We start from the raw sequence: 15,731 nt of genomic DNA on the forward strand, positions 1-15,731 counted from the left end.
GTCATTTCTGGATCTGGCGCCATGACAGGCGACCGGTCGGATAGCCTGTGTTGATCCGGTTGGTTGTGATGGTGCCGTTGGTGTTGCTGTTATAGGAAATATCGCCACTGACTGTCGGGTTGGTCTGGATGCCGGTGTTGGACTTCTTGCCATTCACCTGGTCCCCATTGCTGCCTACCACATCCGAACTGCCAAACTTGCCGTCTCCGTTGACATCGAACGCGGACAGCGTGGTCCGGCCACCGGTCATGGCGTCGATCAGCATCGTCCAGCTGGTACCGCCGTTCTCGCAGACATCGGTCGACGGGATCAACGTGGAGAACAGCACCTGCTTGCCACTGAGCTGCGGATCGTAGACCACGCGCTCGCCCTGCTGGCCCACGGACGGCGAGAGCAGGTCCAGATACCAGCCGAGCACGTTGGCATTGGCATAGTTCACGGTGTTCTTGCTCAGCACGCGATACCAGTCGCTGCCAGACTGAACCTCCTGGTCGATGGTCTGTCGCACGAGTTGCGAGCGCGTGATCTTCGGCTGGGTAGCACTGAACTTGTCCCAGATGCCATACATCGTTTGCGTGCTCATGCTCGAAGGATCGCTGGTGTCGACGTAGCGTCCCGTGCCGAACATCAATAGCGCGCCACCAGATTTGTGGCGGAAACCACTGAACGATGTCGTGATCGGCTGCGAGTTGCCGGAGGCATCGGCGGCGCTGAACAGCAACTGGCGTGTGGCTTGATAACTCGCAGGAGTCTTGCCGCTGACATCGAATTTCCAGACATTGCCAAGCATGTCGCCCGCATAGATCGCTTCCGCAACGAAATCGCCGTTCGTGTCGGTTACGTACACTTGCACGATGCCGTTCGACTTGGTGGTTGCCGCGGTGGCGTCATCGACGGTCAGCTTCAGGTAGTCCGTACCCAGCACCCAGCTCTTGCTACCGGCGGGGCGGTCGAGGAACACAATGAAGATCGAACCGCGCGCTGCCGTGCTGTTCAGGCCATTGCCGAACACGGCGGCCCACTTGCCGTTGCCCAGACGGACGATCTTGGGTCTGCCGTAGGTATAGCCCAGGTCCGCATCGTTGGCACTGGTGAATTCCCACAGCACGGTCGCTGCGGCGCCGGCTTCGGTGACCGAGGTCGGGTCGGTCACGTCGAGCGCGAAGATGCCCTTGCCGCCGCCCCCCATGCCGCCCACCAGCACGGTTTTCCAGGCATTGTTGACATTGGCATCGGTGATCGTCGGCGTGGCGTCCACGTAGTAACCGTGTACATAGCCATTGGCGGTCAGGTTGGCCAGCTTTGCATACGTTGGCGAAGGCACATAGGCAAACAGTTCCTTGCCGCCATCGCCGCCAGTGCTACTGTCTGCCGAGAATGCGTGAAGCATGCCGTCGTTGGCGCCTACGTAGAGCATCGGCTTGCGAGTACGCTTGCTGGTGACGAAGTCCACGTAGGTTGCATCGCCGTAGCCGGCACCGGGCGCGCCCACATACTGCGGACCCGAGTTCACGATATCGCCCAGTACGGTGGTTGGGCGCGTGCGGAACTGGCCGGATCCGTCGCCTTCATTGCTCTGGTCGCCGCGCAGCCACAGCAGGCGCTTGCTGCCGAGCGAATCACTGCCATTCAGGGCTGTCTGGTACGCGGTGGGTAGCCGGTCCCAACGGAACGGGATGCCGGCACTGGTAGTGTCCGCGGTGTTATAGGTCAGGATCTTGCGCGTGTCCTGGCTGACGCCCTCAAGCTTGGCGCCGGCATCCCAGACTTCGGGCGTCAGCACGTCACCATCAGCATTCAGCGCAAAGGCCAGCAACTGGCCAGACCAGTCGGTGCCATTGAAGCGAGCCTGGAAGACCTGCGAGCCCACTCTCGTTGACGAAGACGTATTGGTGGCCACGGCCGCCGCGGACGAGGTCTTCAGGATCGACAGGAATGCACGCTCGAGTGCCGAGGCCAGTGCGCCCGGATTGGTGGCGTAGAAGTAATTGTCGGGCAGGCCGTCGGAACCGCTCATGCCGTTCGACAGGCGTACGTCCCATTCGGATGTCAGGTCGGGCGTGCTCGTATTGTTGCTGTCCTTGAAGCCGCCCCACTTTGCCGCGTACCACAACGGATCCTGGAACTGCGAGCCGGCCTTGCCATTTGCCGTATAGGCAACGCTGGTTTCAGGATCGCCGAAGTTACATTTGTTGCAGCCGCCCGAGGTATTGATCGGGGCGCTCGATGGCGTGACCTTGATCGCGGCAGGATCGGTGTACTGGAAATCGTAGATGCCCGAGTGGAAGTGCGGGCCGTCCTTCGATGTGCCCGAAATCGTGTAGCCAAAGCCCTGGCCGTTGGCTGACGAGCCCGACACCACGCGCGTGGATACCGTGATGGTGTCGCCGCTGACGCTGTAGCTCAGGATGCCCCAGACGTCCTGGTCATAGTCGCCGCCGGCGATCGAGTCTTCCCAGTTCACATAGAACTTGCCGCTGGTGGCCGTCTGCGAGATCACCTTGAAGTCGACCAGTGTGCCCGTGCTGGCATCGGCCGTCACGCTGTTGGGCGATTGCGGGTGCAACTGGTACGCCGGCATGATCGTCACGGTCTTGCCGTTGACGTTGACGCTGATCTTCGGCGTGTTGGTGGCCAACTGCACCGCGTAGGTGCTCATCTTCAGCGACGTCGTATCTGTGGTGGGAACCCCGAGCGTGGTGGCGTCGGTGGCCGAGCGCAGGCGGTTGGTCTTGGCAAACAACGCCGCGCCGGCAATCTGGAACGTACCCTTCTGCGAGGGACCTTCCGGGCAGATACCAAGCACATCGCTGAAATTGGAGACCGACTTGGACGAGCAGAGGTTGTCGATCGTGCCGCCGTTGATACCACCTGCAAACCACGAGTTGCCCGGTACTCCCTCGCCGGTGCCTACCTTGTTCGTGTACGTGCTGATATCGGGCGAGTTGTTCAGTGTGCTCATGTTGCTGAGCTGGTCGTTGTCGTACGAAGACACGCTCGAATTGAACACCAGCGCATTGAGTGGCGAGCAGTAGGGCGCGCGGCCGGAGTTGGTCTTGGGCAGGTCCATCGGGTTGGCCCAGGCCGGCTGGGTCAACCCCAGCGTGTTGTCCTTGCCGGTGCTCGATGGCGCGAATGCGCTGTTGGCAGTCTTGCCGGCAAAGTAGCGCAGCGTCTCGACATAGATTTCCGAGATGGGGTTACCCCAGGTGGAGCAGTTGCCTTCCGACGCCGGCTTGTTTTGTGCGTTGCTACCGCCCGAGGCCTGGAGCCCGGTTTGCTGGTAATTGCACTGGTCGGCGTTGACGTAGCTGCCGTCGGTGTAGCTGTAGCCGTAGGGGCGTAGCTTGTCGATATTCCAGACAATGCCCTTGACCGCGCCGCTGGTGGCCGAGTAGGTGAAGATGCCGGTGTCGGGATTGATTTCCGACGCAAAGTTCGTTACGTTGCGGCGCAGGACACCGCCCGAGATGTTTTTGTCATAGCTGCCGGTCATCAGGCCAAACAGCATTTCGCCGGTTTCTCCGTATTTCTGCAGCAGCCCGTACGGTTTGTAGTTGGTGCCGTACTGCTTGCAGTTCTCGGTGCCGATCAGGCTGGCCACGCAAACCTGCACGCGCGCATTGAATACGCCGGTGTCCTGACCGGTACCCAGGCCGCGCACCGACTGCGACGGATTCTCCGCCGACGAGTTGATGCCGGACAAGGCCGCGCGGTTACCGTTCGACGATCCGCTGACGGTCGAGCTGCCAATCTTCGGCAGGAACGAACCTTGCGTATTGCTGGCTTCGGCGTACCAGTTGCACTGCCATTTTTCCGACGCACCCCAGGTGGCGTAGTTGCCGGCCACGACACGGATCTGTGGCGCCTGCTGGTTGGTCTGCGAGTTGACGTTGCTCGAGTCTTTCGGCGTGACATTGCACATCGTCAGGCCGCCACGCGTCAGGTTGGTGACCTTCCACGCCGAGAAATTCGAGGTCGAACTGCCCGGGTTCGACACGCCGTCCGCGTAGAACGCCATGTTTACCGAGCTCGTGTTGACCTTCATCACCCAGCCGGTCATTGAACTGCCCGCCGTGGCACCTGAAGTCGGCTCGAACTTGAGCTGGTCGCCGATCTGTACCTTGCTGACGTCGTTGAGCGCGATATTGCTGGCGGCGGCAGCGGCCAGCTTCATCGAGGTGCTCGATGTCAGCGTGCCGATGGCCGAGGCCACTTCCACCGTCAATGGCACCAGTTGCGCCACGTCCGAGCCGTTATAGAACTTGGCCCAGGAGTGCGCATCCATCGGCAGGAATGCACGCTCCAGCACCGTGGTGGTGGCGGTGTCGGTGGAACGGGTGCCCCCATACAGGATCTTGCGCACCTCATCGATGCGGCTCATCGTGGCCCAGTTCAGGAAGTTGCCGCTCCACGTCTTGCCGTCACAGTACTTGGTGGTCGTAATCGACTTCGGCACGAATCCCTTGATCGTGCTGCTGTCGTAGCCGTAGCACTTGTATGAGTCGAAGTAGCCGGCGTAGTCGATACCGTTGGTGTAGGTTGTATCGAGACTACCGTCGCCGTTCAGGTCGGTATAGTCGTTGTACGCCTTCTGGTGCAGCGTGTGATCCTTGGTCAGGTCGATCATCACCATGGGCGGCACGTTGCCGCCCGCGTACAGCGGACGCGTGGTCAGGTTGAGTTGAGGACCGGCGGCGGAGGCCGTGGCAATGGCGAGCAGGCCGGATGCCGCCAGCAGGGCGATCTGGATACGGCTCACGATGCGATGAATAGTGGACTGGGTCATGGTGCGCCTGACGGTTAGGGATTGCGCAAGACAGTTCAGGATTGACTGGGGAGTCGTCAGAAGCGGACGACTTCCTGCACCATTACCTTGGTGCTGGGGTTGGCGCCGTATCCGATCGCCGTAACGCGGTAAACGTACGCATTGGAACCAAACTCGATATCGCCCTGGTCCTTGAGAGGCTCGATCAGGTAGCGCGGCTGTTTCGAGACGCCGTTGGCCTTCGCGGTGGCTGTCGTGGGCATCTTCTGCGTGGCCGTGAGGCCGGTCATCTCACCCAGTTCGACCGAGCGGTTGGGGTCCTCGATATACAGTTCCCAGACCTGCTGGCCCGACGTGGCGAACTGGCAATAGCCCTTGTAGTTCACCACGTCACAGGTCGCCGATGTGCCAGTCATGCCGCTCAGCATCCGTTTGGTGCTGATATCGAGACGCGCGTCACGCAGCGCGGCTTCGGCGGCCTGCAGTGCAACGATTTCGTCGCGGGTGTTGCGGGCCAGTTTTTCCGAACTCAGGCTCATCGTGCTGGCGGCCAGGCCGGCCAGCGTCAGGATGATCAGGAACAGCAGCACCAGCACCAGCGACATGCCGCGCTGATCCGGTTGGCTGCCTGGGCGGCGTGAAGATTCAGGAGAGCGGTGGTTCATGGCCGGCCTAGTTCAGTCGGTTGCGAAGGGCGATGTAGAACGTGAAATGCTTGTGCAGGCGGCCGTCATCGGCCAGTTTCATTACACTGCCGGCATCGTTGTTGGGTGCGAGGTCGTTCGGTGCGTACGTCGTGCCAAAGTGGTTGATCACCAGCTTGGTCGGAGTCGGGTTGTTGGTGCCGGTGCCGCGCAGGACCACTGACACACGCAGCGCCAGTACGTTGTCGAGGTTCGCGGCCGCGCCCGGGCGTACGAAGCGGTTGACGGTCTTGTCGATGTCGGTGTCCTCTCCCAGCAGTATCTGGAAGGCCTCGACATTGCGGAACAACGGTGTGGCCGTGCCATTGACTTCGCACTGCAGCCACGGCACGCCATAGGCGTCGTTGACGATCGAATAGATCTCCGTGGTCTGCAAGTTGCCGCTGACATCGTTGCCGGCGCAGTCCACCATGCCGCCGTCGGCCTTCGGGTAGTTGGTGGCGTTCGATGCCGCATTAGGGTCTGCGCCCGCCTGGGACGAGCCGTAGTAGCGCAGGATCAGCTTGTCGCTGCTGTTCGTGCCGTCGTCGTTGCTGGCGTCCAGTTCAGGCAGCGCGAAGTCGTTGCTGAACATGAAGTCGGTATAGCCAGTCTGGCGCGACTGGCGTTGCAGCAGTTGCGCAATGGCGCGCGCGTTCTCCTGGATCTCGCCGAGGTCGCCCTGCGTACTGTTCGAGCGGCGCTGCGAGATATAGAGTGAGCTGGCCGCCAGGATCAGCAACATGCTGATGACCATGCCGACCATCAGTTCGACCAGCGTGAAACCCCGTGCCGCATGGCGGCGGATCTGACGGTTCGGTGTGGTCATGGGATCAGCGCGGTAGAAAAGCGTTGGGTGACCTGCTTGTCTTCTCGCCACCAGATCTTGATCACGTAAGGTGCATTTGCGACGAGATCGCATGCTGCATTGGTGGAGCTTTCGCCGTCGTCGGGTGTACTGTCGATGCAGACGATGCCGTCACCGCCGGGCATGGCAGCCTTGATGTCCTCCAGCCACGTGGCATAGGCCGTGGTAGCCATTTGGTTCGGGTCGCATCCCGCGGCGGCATAACAGTTGGGTTCGGGCGTGTTCTTGGGCGAATTGAACGTGCCGTTGGTCACGGCGGTTTCATTGCTGCGCACCTGGTCGGCCAGGTTGTAGGCCATCAACGCGGCAAAATTGCGCATCGATGCTGTGCGCGAATCCACGAGCGTTTGCAGTTGCAGGTTGGCCAGCGCCAGCATGCCGATCGACAGCACCACCAGCGTCACCAATGCCTCGATCAGCGAAAAGCCGCGTGAACCGTTGCGGGCACGTTGCCGCTGCCGGGCCGTTCGCAAGGTAGGAGAAGGGTAGGGCGCCATGGTGTCAGGGGCAGATGGACTGCAACTGGATGGACGGGCGGCCGCTGCCGGTCAGCAGTACGGTCTGGCCGGCTTCCGTGGAATTGCGCTCGCAGAATTTCCAGCTCGCGGTCGGTGCGGTAGTGCTGCCGGTGGAGCGCACGCGCACGCGGTTCAGCGTTACGCCGAGGTTGAGGCCCGTGATCGCGGTGGTGGGCTGTGGCGTGTCGCTATGCCGGATCAGCTCTTCGGTGTTCGAGTAGATGCCGTCATTGTCGGCGTCGACAAAGAGGATGCGGGGCAGGCTCCAGTCGTCGGAGCAAAGGTTGCCGGTGTCCAGCGGGCAGATCGTGACGGTGGCATTGCGACGCGCGGCTTCGCTGCGCGCCAGTTCGAGATCGGTGAACAGCCGCGTGGCATCTGATGAGAGCCGGCTGTTATGGAGGAAAGACTTGAAATTGGGAATCGCCGCCGCTGCCAGGATGGACAGCACGGTCAGGGCCACCAGCAGTTCGATCAGCGTGAGCCCACGCGTGGCGCGCCGCTGATGTTGCGGTGCCGACAAGACCGATGTTGAAGAGATGGCAGGCGAATGCAGGCAGGTGCGTCGCGATTCTGCGGCGTACGCACGCGCGGCTTCCGGCGCGTGTGCCGCCTTGCCCGAAGTGACCTCAGGCACAGGCAGTACAGGCGCCAGCAAGCCCACTGCCTCGCGGCAGAAAGACTGACCCATGTTGACTCCCGTCCAAAAAACGACAGTTCGTTATTGTTTTCTTGCGCGGCGGGCGAGCCATTCCTGCTGCGGCCGGTTCTCTGTCGGAACCGGTTCCACGGCATCTGCTGTGATGACATCCGCTGTCATCACAACGCGCGCTCGTTCGCCAGCCTCCTTACCCGAAGGAGGTCAGTGCAGATTAGACAGCTTTTTTTGTGAAGTAGCTACCCCTTTCGTGGGGTAGGGGTGGAAAACTCGTCGAGTACGTCGCGGAATTCAGACACATCCTCGAAGCTTCGGTAGACCGAGGCAAAGCGGATATAGGCGATCTTGTCGAGCTTGCGCAGCTCGCGCATGACCAGCTCGCCTACCTGGCTGCTCGGTATTTCCTTCTCGCCCAGTGCCAGGAGTTTTTCCTCGATGCGCAGGATGGCCTCGTCGATGGCTTCGGCCGATACCGGCCGCTTGCGCAGGGCCAGACGCATCGAATCCTTGAGCTTGCTGCGTGTGTAGTCAACGCGAGAGCCGTTTTTCTTCACGATGGCCGGGAAGAACAGCTCGATACGTTCGTAGGTGGTGAAGCGGCGGTCGCAGGCTTCGCAGCGCCGACGGCGGCGCACGGTCTCGCCGTCTTCCGAGACGCGACTGTCAAGAACCTGGGTATTGGAGTGACCGCAGAAGGGGCATTTCATGCCTGACCACCTGGAGAAAATTGCCAGACCGCATTTTGCATCTTTGAATTCTGCCGCGGACTTGTGGCAAGTCAACCGGTACAGCCATCTTTACGATGAAAGATGACCGTACCGTTGGTACGCGCTGACTATCTGGCTGTTAGCAGGAAACGGCCGTCAGGTCAGCGCGTGATCAGCTCGGGCTGTTGCTCAGCCGTACACCGGGAAGCGGCGGGTCAGGGCGGACACCTGCTCGCGCACCTTCGCAATGTTGGCTTCGTCGTGCGGGTTGTCCAGCACGTCGGCGATCAGGTTGGCCACCTGGCGTGCTTCGTCTTCCTTGAAGCCGCGCGTAGTCATGGCCGGCGAGCCCAGGCGGATACCCGAGGTCACGAACGGCTTTTCCGGATCGTTCGGGATCGCGTTCTTGTTCACGGTGATATGCGCGTCGCCCAGGATCTTCTCGGCTTCCTTGCCGGTGATCTGCTTGGCGCGCAGGTCCACCAGCATCACGTGGCTTTCGGTCCTGCCCGACACGATGCGCAGGCCGCGCGCGATCAGCGTTTCGGCCAGCACGGCGGCGTTCTTCACCACCTGTTCCTGGTATGCCTTGAAGTCCGGCTGCAGTGCTTCCTTGAACGCCACGGCCTTGCCGGCGATCACGTGCATCAGCGGGCCACCCTGGATGCCCGGGAAGATGGCCGAGTTGATGGCCTTCTCATGCTCGGCCTTCATCAGGATCACGCCACCGCGCGGGCCGCGCAGGCTCTTGTGGGTGGTGGTGGTCACGAAGTCGGCGTGCGGCACCGGGTTCGGGTACACACCGGCGGCGATCAGGCCGGCGTAGTGGGCCATGTCCACCATGAAGTAGGCACCAACTGCCTTGGCAACCTTGGAGATGCGCTCGAAGTCGATGCGCAGTGCGAAGGCCGAGGCGCCAGCGATGATCAGCTTGGGCTTGGTCTCGTGGGCCTGCTTTTCCAGCGCGTCGTAGTCGATGTCTTCCTGTGCGTTCAGGCCGTAGCTAACCACGTTGAACCACTTGCCGCTCATGTTCAGGGCCATGCCGTGGGTCAGGTGACCACCTTCGGCCAGGCTCATGCCCATGATGGTGTCGCCCGGCTTGAGCATGGCGAAGAACACGCCCTGGTTGGCTTGCGAGCCCGAGTTCGGCTGCACGTTGGCGGCTTCCGCGCCGAACAGTTGCTTCACGCGGTCGATGGCCAGCTGCTCCACCACGTCCACGTATTCGCAACCGCCGTAGTAACGCTTGCCCGGATAGCCTTCGGCGTACTTGTTGGTCAGTTGCGAGCCTTGCGCGGCCATCACGGCCGGCGAGGTGTAGTTTTCCGAAGCGATCAGTTCGATATGGTCTTCCTGACGCTGGTTTTCCTTCTGGATCGCGGCGAAGACTTCGGGGTCGATCTGTTCGATCGTGAAACGGCTGCGTTCAAACATGGCGTGACTCGTCTGTAAAAAGGAAAGCGGACGGCAATGTCGATATGAAAATCGTATGCTGGTCGGCGCTATCTGATATTGCGGGAATACTTCGCGTATTAGGGCGCGCGGGAAGGCACTGGCGTCCAGCACCGGAGCCCCGCCATATGAAACACGCGGCCAGCCGATGCAGGGCGCACCCTGCTTCCCATTCGCTACCCAGGCGAGCGGCAGGCGCATTGATACTTCACGCCCAATGAACTTGCGCTTCCTCGTGGTAGTACCCACTGACTTCGCCAGTCGCGCAAGATGGAATGGTTGCCGCAGAGTTTATGCGAACGCGCGGCTTGCCGCAAGACGGTGCACCCGGTGTGCCTGCCCCGTGGCGCGAGTGCCGTCAAGCCCTTGCTGCGCATGGCTCGCAACTTGCTGTTGCAAACTCGCTTACGGGTTAACCAGTGCGCTCCGTTACAATGCCGGCCATGCCAAATTTTGTATGGCCGCTGCGCGTGTACTGGGAAGACACCGACGCTGGCGGCGTGGTGTTCTACGCCAACTACCTCAAGTTCTTCGAACGGGCCCGCACCGAATGGCTGCGCTCGCTCGGCATTGAACAACAGGCCCTTGCCGATTTGTCCGGCGTGGTCTTCGTCGTACGCAGTACCGCCGTGGAATACAATGCGCCCGCCCGGCTGGATGACCAGCTGGAGATCCGAACGCTTATCGAACGGGTCGGGCCGGCATCGGTCCAATTCGCCCAGGAAGCCTGGCGTGGGGATCTGCTGCTGGCCAGCGGCAAAATCCGTGTGGGGTGTGTTGATAAAAGCACATTCCGTCCGACCCCGATTCCTGCCCCTGTTCTCGCTACTATCAAAAACGCCCGATGAATCCAGTGACCGTCACACAAGACCTGTCGATCATTTCGCTGGTGCTCCACGCGAGTCTGCTGGCACAGGCCGTCATGGCGCTGCTGCTCGTGATGTCGCTGTTCTCGTGGACCTACATTTTCCGCAAGCACCTGGCGCTGCGCTCGGCGCGCACGCAGACCGAGGGCTTCGAGCGCGATTTCTGGGCCGGTGGCGACCTGCAGGCGCTCTACAACAGCGCCGTGAACAACCGCCACAACACCGGCGCGCTCGAGCGCATCTTCGAATCGGGCATGGGTGAATTCCTGAAGGCCCGTGAGCGCAGCAACGACGCCGGCGCCTTGCTCGATGCGGCCCGCCGCGCGATGCGTGCCGCGTACCAGCGCGAGATGGACGTGCTTGAGTCGCACCTGCCGTTCCTGGCATCGGTGGGTTCGGTCAGCCCGTATATTGGTCTGTTCGGTACCGTGTGGGGCATCATGAATGCTTTCCGCGGTCTGTCGAATGTGCAGCAGGCTACGCTTGCATCGGTGGCGCCCGGCATTGCCGAGGCACTGGTTGCCACCGCGATCGGCCTGTTCGCCGCCATCCCGGCCGTGATTGCCTACAACCGCTACGCCACGGAAATCGACCGCCTGGCCATCCGGTTCGAAAGCTTCATGGAAGAATTCCTGAATATCCTGCAGCGCCAGACGCGTTGAGGACATAGAGACCTAAGACATAGGGAGCATCAGCCATGGCAGCCATCCAGCGCCGCGGCGGTTCGCGCCGCCGCGCCAGCGCAGAGATCAACGTCGTACCGTATATCGACGTGATGCTCGTGCTGCTCGTCATCTTCATGGTGGCGGCACCTATCGTGAGCCCGGCGGTGGTAGACCTGCCGTCGGTGGCCAATGCCACGCCGCAACAGCAGACCCCGCCCATCGTCGTGACCGTGCATGAAGACGGCGCACTGACGGCACGCGGCAAGGACAGCTCGGGCGGTTCGTTCGAGCGCAAGCTCGACAAGCGTGGGCTGATCGATTTCGTGCACCAGCGCCAGAACGAGAACCCGGACCAGCCGGTGGTGATTGCCGCCGACCGTTCGGTCAAGTACGAAGCCGTGCTGGACGTCATGTCCGTGCTGAAGGCCGATGGCGTGAAACGCGTCGGCCTGATGGTGAAATCAAAGTAAGCGTTTCCCAGCGTCCCAAAGTGGCCAGCCTCTCGTCACGTCATCCGCATCAACGGCCTTCGCGCGCGAAGGCCGCCGCCTATCCGTATCAGCCGGTCAAGGAACGCGGCACGATGCGGTCTTTCCTGCTGGCGCTGTTCATGCACCTGCTGCTCGGCATCGTGCTGTACTACGGCGTGCACTGGCAGAGCAGCACGCCGGTGGGCGCCGAGGCCGAGCTTTGGGAAGAAGTTCCTGACGTCACGCCCGCACCGCCGCCACGCCCCGTGGAGCAACCGCAGCCAACACCTGCGCCCACGCCGCCGCAGCCGGCCGTGCGCAGCAAGGTAGAGGAAGCCGCCGATATCGCGCTGGAACGCCAGAAGCGCAAGCAGGCCGAAGAGGCCGCCGCGCGCGAAGAGGCGCGTCAGGAGGCCGCGCGCAAGGAGCAGGAGCGCAAGGACCAGGAAAAGAAGGAAGCGCAGCGCAAGGAAGACCAGCGCCAGCAGCAGCTGGACGCGCAGCGCAAGGAAGACGCGAAGAAGAAGGCCGACAAGGAAAAGGCCGACAAGGAACGGACCGACAAGGCGGAAAAGGAAAAGGCAGAAAAGGCTGAGAAGGCCGACAAGGCTGCCAAGGAAAAGGCCGAGCACGATCGCAAGGAAGCCGCTGACGCGAAGGCCAAGGCCGAGGCTGACAAGCAGGCGAAGGCCAAGGCCGACGCCGAAGCCAAGGCAAAGGCCAAGGCGGATGCCGATGCAAAGGCTAAGCGCGAGGCTGCGGCCAATGCGCAGCGCAACAGCGAACTGGCGCGTTTGAAGGCGCTGGCTGGTGGCGGTACCTCGACGTCGAGTGGCGGTGGTGTCGGCAATGCGGCGGGCTCCGGTGCGGGGTCGGGCGGCAAGGCGTCGCCGGGCTATTCAGACCGCGTGCGTCGTCGCGTGAAGCCGAACATCGTCTTTGGCGGCGATGTCGAGGGCAATCCGGCCGCTGTGGTGGCGGTAAGGCTGGCACCGGACGGTTCGATCCTGTCCAAGCGCCTCGCCAAGTCCAGCGGCAATACGGACTGGGACAACGCCGTGCTGCGCGCGGTGGAACGTTCGGATCCGCTGCCGCGCGACGAGGACGGCAAGGCGCCGTCGTTCGAGTTCACGATCACGTTCACTCCGAAGGGCTAGAGGGCGGAGTGTCGAGAGCGCCATGATTTGCAACATAATGCAACCTTCATCGTTGGCCGCCAGTCCGATCGCTACCATGAACGGTTGCCTGACGCGGCCGGCAGCGTGCAAGACGTGCGCACGACGGAGCATGCTGCCCAAGCTGCATGCTGTCCGTTCCGCCGTACTTGCCGTGCCCGCCGCACCGATGAATCCTGATATCGACTGAGGAGCAGCATGCGAAAGCTTTGGGCCCCCAACTGGCTGTCCCGGCGCCAGAACACCACCGTCACACGAGAGCAAGGCCGCCATGCACTGATGGCATGGCTGGCTGCGGCGCTGATGTCGGCGGGTGTAGCACACGCGCAACTGAACGTGGAAATTACCGGCGTGGGCTCGAACCAGTTCCCGGTGGCCACGGCCAATTTCCAGGGCGAAGCACAGGCTCCGCAGAACCTGACCGCCATCATCCGTAGCGACCTGGCCAACAGCGGCCGCTTCCGCAATATCGATCCGGCTGGCGCCACCGTGCCGGAATCGGCCCAGGTGGACCTGGGCAGCTGGAAGGCCAAGGGCGCCGACGCGTTCGTGGCCGGCAGCGTGACTCCCTCTGGCAACGGCCAGTACGAAGTCCGCTTCCGCCTGTACGACACGGTCAAGGGTCAGAGCCTGGGTGGCCTGGCCTTCAATGTGTCGCAGGGCCAGTTGCGTGTGACCGCCCACAAGATTGCCGACTACATCTACGAAAAACTGCTCGGCGAGCGTGGGGTGTTTGCCACGCGCCTGTCGTATGTGTCGAAGGTGGGCAATCGCTACCAGCTGCTGATTTCCGATTCGGACGGCCAGAACGCGCAGGTCGCACTGACCAGCACCGAGCCGATCATCTCGCCGTCGTGGTCGCCCGATGGGCGCCGTGTGGCATACGTTTCGTTTGAAGCGCGCAAGCCGGTGGTCTATGTGCACGACCTGTCCACGGGCAAGCGCGTGCTGGTGTCGAACCAGAAGGGCAACAACAGCGCGCCGTCGTGGTCGCCCGATGGCCAACGCCTGGCCGTGGCACTGTCGCGTGACGGCAATACGCAGGTGTACCTGGTCAATGCCGACGGCTCTGGTCTGCGTCGTATCTCGCGTAGCAGCGCGATCGACACCGAGCCGCAGTTCTCGCCGGATGGCCGCAGCATCTATTTCACCAGCGATCGCGGCGGTGCGCCGCAGATCTACCGTATGCCGGCTTCTGGCGAAGAATCCGGCGCAGCGCAACGCGTGACCTTCAAGGGCAACTACAACGTCAGTCCGCGCCTCTCGCCGGACGGCAAGTACCTGGCCTTTATCTCGCGTTCGGGCGGCTTCCGTCTGCAGCTGCAGGACCTGTCAAACGGTGACGTGACATCGCTCACCGATACGTCCAACGACGAAGCCCCGAGCTTCGCCGCCAATGGAAAATACATCCTGTACGCCACGCGTGTGGGCGGTCGCTCGGTACTGGCGGCGGTCTCCACGGATGGCCGGACGAAACAGGTTCTGTCTCTCCAGTCCGGCGAAGTTCGCGAGCCGTCCTGGGGACCTTTCATGCAGTAGAAAAAGAGGAGTCTCTCGCCATGTCCCAAATGATGACCAAATCGCTCGCCCTGGCTGCACTGTTGGCCCTGGGTGCTTGCAGCTCCGGCGTGAAGCTGGACGACGCATCGAAGTCCGGCGCCGGCGCCGGTGGTGCCCAGTCGGACGCCCGCCAGGTGGCGCCGGTGGACGTTTCGCGTGACCCGCTGAACGATCCGAACGGCCCGCTGGCCAAGCGCAGCGTGTACTTCGACTTCGACAGCTACTCGGTCAAGTCGGACTACCAGGGTATGCTGCAGGCGCACTCGCAATACCTGGGCGCCAACAAGGGCCGCAAGATCCTGATCCAGGGCAACACCGACGAACGCGGTACCAGCGAGTACAACCTGGCCCTGGGCCAGAAGCGTGCCGAGGCCGTGCGTCGTTCGCTGTCGTCGCTGGGCGTGCCCGAGTCGCAGATGGAAGCCGTGAGCCTGGGCAAGGAAAAGCCGAAGGCCACCGGTCACGACGAAGCGTCGTGGGCTGAAAACCGTCGCGCCGACATCGCTTACTGATCCACGGAATAATCCTTCATGAATGCTCGCGTTTCCACCCTGCTGTGGCTGGCCGCTGTATCTGGCGGCATGCTTGCAGCCAGTTCCGCGCACGCCGGCGTCTTTGACGACGACGAGGCGCGCCGTGCGGTGATCCAGCTGCGGGACCAGTTCAACGGTTTCCAGGCCACGTCAGCGCAACGAATCGACCAGAACAGCAAGGCCCAGCTCGACATGCAGAACCAGCTCGAAGGTCTGCGTCAGGAGGTAGCCCGACTGCGCGGTCAGAACGAGGTGCTGCAGAACACGGTGGATACGCTGCAGAAACAGCAGAAGGATTACTACGCTGACCTGGACGCGCGCCTGAAGAAATTCGAGCCGCAACAGGTGACCGTGGACGGCAAGGAGGGCATGGCCCAACCTACCGAAAAGCCTGAGTACGACGCCGCGCTCAAGCAGTTCCAGTCGGGCGATTTCAAGGGCGCGGGCAATGCCTTCTCGGCATTTGCGAAGAAGTATCCGCAAAGCCCGTACCTGCCGCTGGCGCAGTTCTGGCTCGGCAATTCGCTCTACGCGCAGCGTGACTACAAGGGATCGACCTACGTGCTGCAGAACATGGTGCAACAGTTCCCCGCGCATGCGAAGGTACCTGACGCCATGATCGCCATCGCCAACAACCAGCTCGAAACCGGCCAGAAGCCCGCCGCCAGGAAGACGCTGGAGACCGTGGTGTCGAAGTATCCGGGCACCGAAGGCGCCCAGGCCGCCAGCAACCGGCTGAAGACGCTGAAGTAACCGGACGCAGTGCGTAAGTCAGGAAAAAACCCGCGAATTCGCGGGTTTTTTC

General features: G+C 62.2%; 14 protein-coding genes and 1 riboswitch. Of the genes, 7 read left to right on the forward strand and 7 right to left on the reverse strand.

The genetic code is table 11. The features are described 5' to 3' along the window. Position 1: 1 nt before the first annotated feature. From ACO550_RS11010 to glyA, 7 genes are all read right to left on the reverse strand, one after another. Entirely contained in the window at positions 2-4,789 is a 4,788-nt protein-coding gene (locus tag ACO550_RS11010; protein WP_315592597.1) for a pilus assembly protein, read from the reverse strand. A 56-nt stretch (positions 4,790-4,845) separates the two neighbouring features. Next, entirely contained in the window at positions 4,846-5,373 is a 528-nt protein-coding gene (locus ACO550_RS11015; protein WP_315592596.1) for a pilus assembly PilX family protein, read from the reverse strand. Positions 5,374-5,440: 67 nt separating this feature from the next. Then, on the reverse strand, positions 5,441-6,280 hold the full coding sequence (locus ACO550_RS11020; RefSeq protein WP_315592595.1) for a PilW family protein: 840 nt from the start codon (positions 6,278-6,280) through the stop codon (positions 5,441-5,443). Continuing rightward, positions 6,277-6,816 (reverse strand): type IV pilus modification protein PilV, encoded by a 540-nt coding sequence (pilV, locus tag ACO550_RS11025; protein ID WP_315592594.1) that lies wholly within the window; start codon positions 6,814-6,816, stop codon positions 6,277-6,279. Before pilV ends, ACO550_RS11020 begins: the two co-directional genes overlap by 4 nt. A 4-nt stretch (positions 6,817-6,820) precedes the next feature. Then, complete coding sequence (locus ACO550_RS11030) at positions 6,821-7,528, reverse strand: GspH/FimT family pseudopilin (RefSeq protein WP_315592593.1); 708 nt, start codon at positions 7,526-7,528, stop codon at positions 6,821-6,823. A 206-nt stretch (positions 7,529-7,734) separates the two neighbouring features. Continuing rightward, complete coding sequence (gene nrdR, locus ACO550_RS11035) at positions 7,735-8,202, reverse strand: transcriptional regulator NrdR (RefSeq protein ID WP_315592592.1); 468 nt, start codon at positions 8,200-8,202, stop codon at positions 7,735-7,737. A gap of 189 nt (positions 8,203-8,391) precedes the next feature. Continuing rightward, complete coding sequence (gene glyA / locus ACO550_RS11040; RefSeq protein WP_315592591.1) at positions 8,392-9,639, reverse strand: serine hydroxymethyltransferase; 1,248 nt, start codon at positions 9,637-9,639, stop codon at positions 8,392-8,394. Positions 9,640-9,828: 189 nt separating this feature from the next. Continuing rightward, positions 9,829-9,932: riboswitch (ZMP/ZTP riboswitch) on the reverse strand. A 168-nt stretch (positions 9,933-10,100) separates the two neighbouring features. Between glyA and ybgC the strand changes: the two genes are divergently transcribed. From ybgC to ybgF, 7 genes are all read left to right on the forward strand, one after another. Beyond that, complete coding sequence (gene ybgC / locus ACO550_RS11045; protein WP_315592590.1) at positions 10,101-10,505, forward strand: tol-pal system-associated acyl-CoA thioesterase; 405 nt, start codon at positions 10,101-10,103, stop codon at positions 10,503-10,505. Beyond that, positions 10,502-11,185, forward strand: coding sequence for a protein TolQ (gene tolQ / locus ACO550_RS11050; protein ID WP_066731701.1), 684 nt, complete (start codon positions 10,502-10,504; stop codon positions 11,183-11,185). The genes ybgC and tolQ overlap by 4 nt, the downstream gene beginning before the upstream one ends. A gap of 35 nt (positions 11,186-11,220) precedes the next feature. Next, positions 11,221-11,658: a protein TolR gene (tolR, locus tag ACO550_RS11055; RefSeq protein WP_315592589.1), complete on the forward strand. Its 438-nt coding sequence runs from the start codon at positions 11,221-11,223 to the stop codon at positions 11,656-11,658. A 20-nt stretch (positions 11,659-11,678) separates the two neighbouring features. Then, positions 11,679-12,815 (forward strand): cell envelope integrity protein TolA, encoded by a 1,137-nt coding sequence (tolA, locus tag ACO550_RS11060; protein ID WP_315592588.1) that lies wholly within the window; start codon positions 11,679-11,681, stop codon positions 12,813-12,815. A gap of 216 nt (positions 12,816-13,031) precedes the next feature. Beyond that, positions 13,032-14,372, forward strand: a complete 1,341-nt coding sequence (gene tolB / locus ACO550_RS11065; protein ID WP_315592587.1) for a Tol-Pal system beta propeller repeat protein TolB — start codon at positions 13,032-13,034, stop codon at positions 14,370-14,372. A 20-nt stretch (positions 14,373-14,392) separates the two neighbouring features. Continuing rightward, a complete protein-coding gene (pal, locus tag ACO550_RS11070; RefSeq protein WP_315592586.1) occupies positions 14,393-14,905 on the forward strand; it encodes a peptidoglycan-associated lipoprotein Pal in 513 nt (170 codons plus the stop codon). An 18-nt stretch (positions 14,906-14,923) separates the two neighbouring features. Next, positions 14,924-15,679: a tol-pal system protein YbgF gene (gene ybgF, locus ACO550_RS11075; protein ID WP_315592585.1), complete on the forward strand. Its 756-nt coding sequence runs from the start codon at positions 14,924-14,926 to the stop codon at positions 15,677-15,679. Positions 15,680-15,731: the final 52 nt, after the last annotated feature.

It is taken from the genome of Cupriavidus sp., from assembly GCF_057315035.1.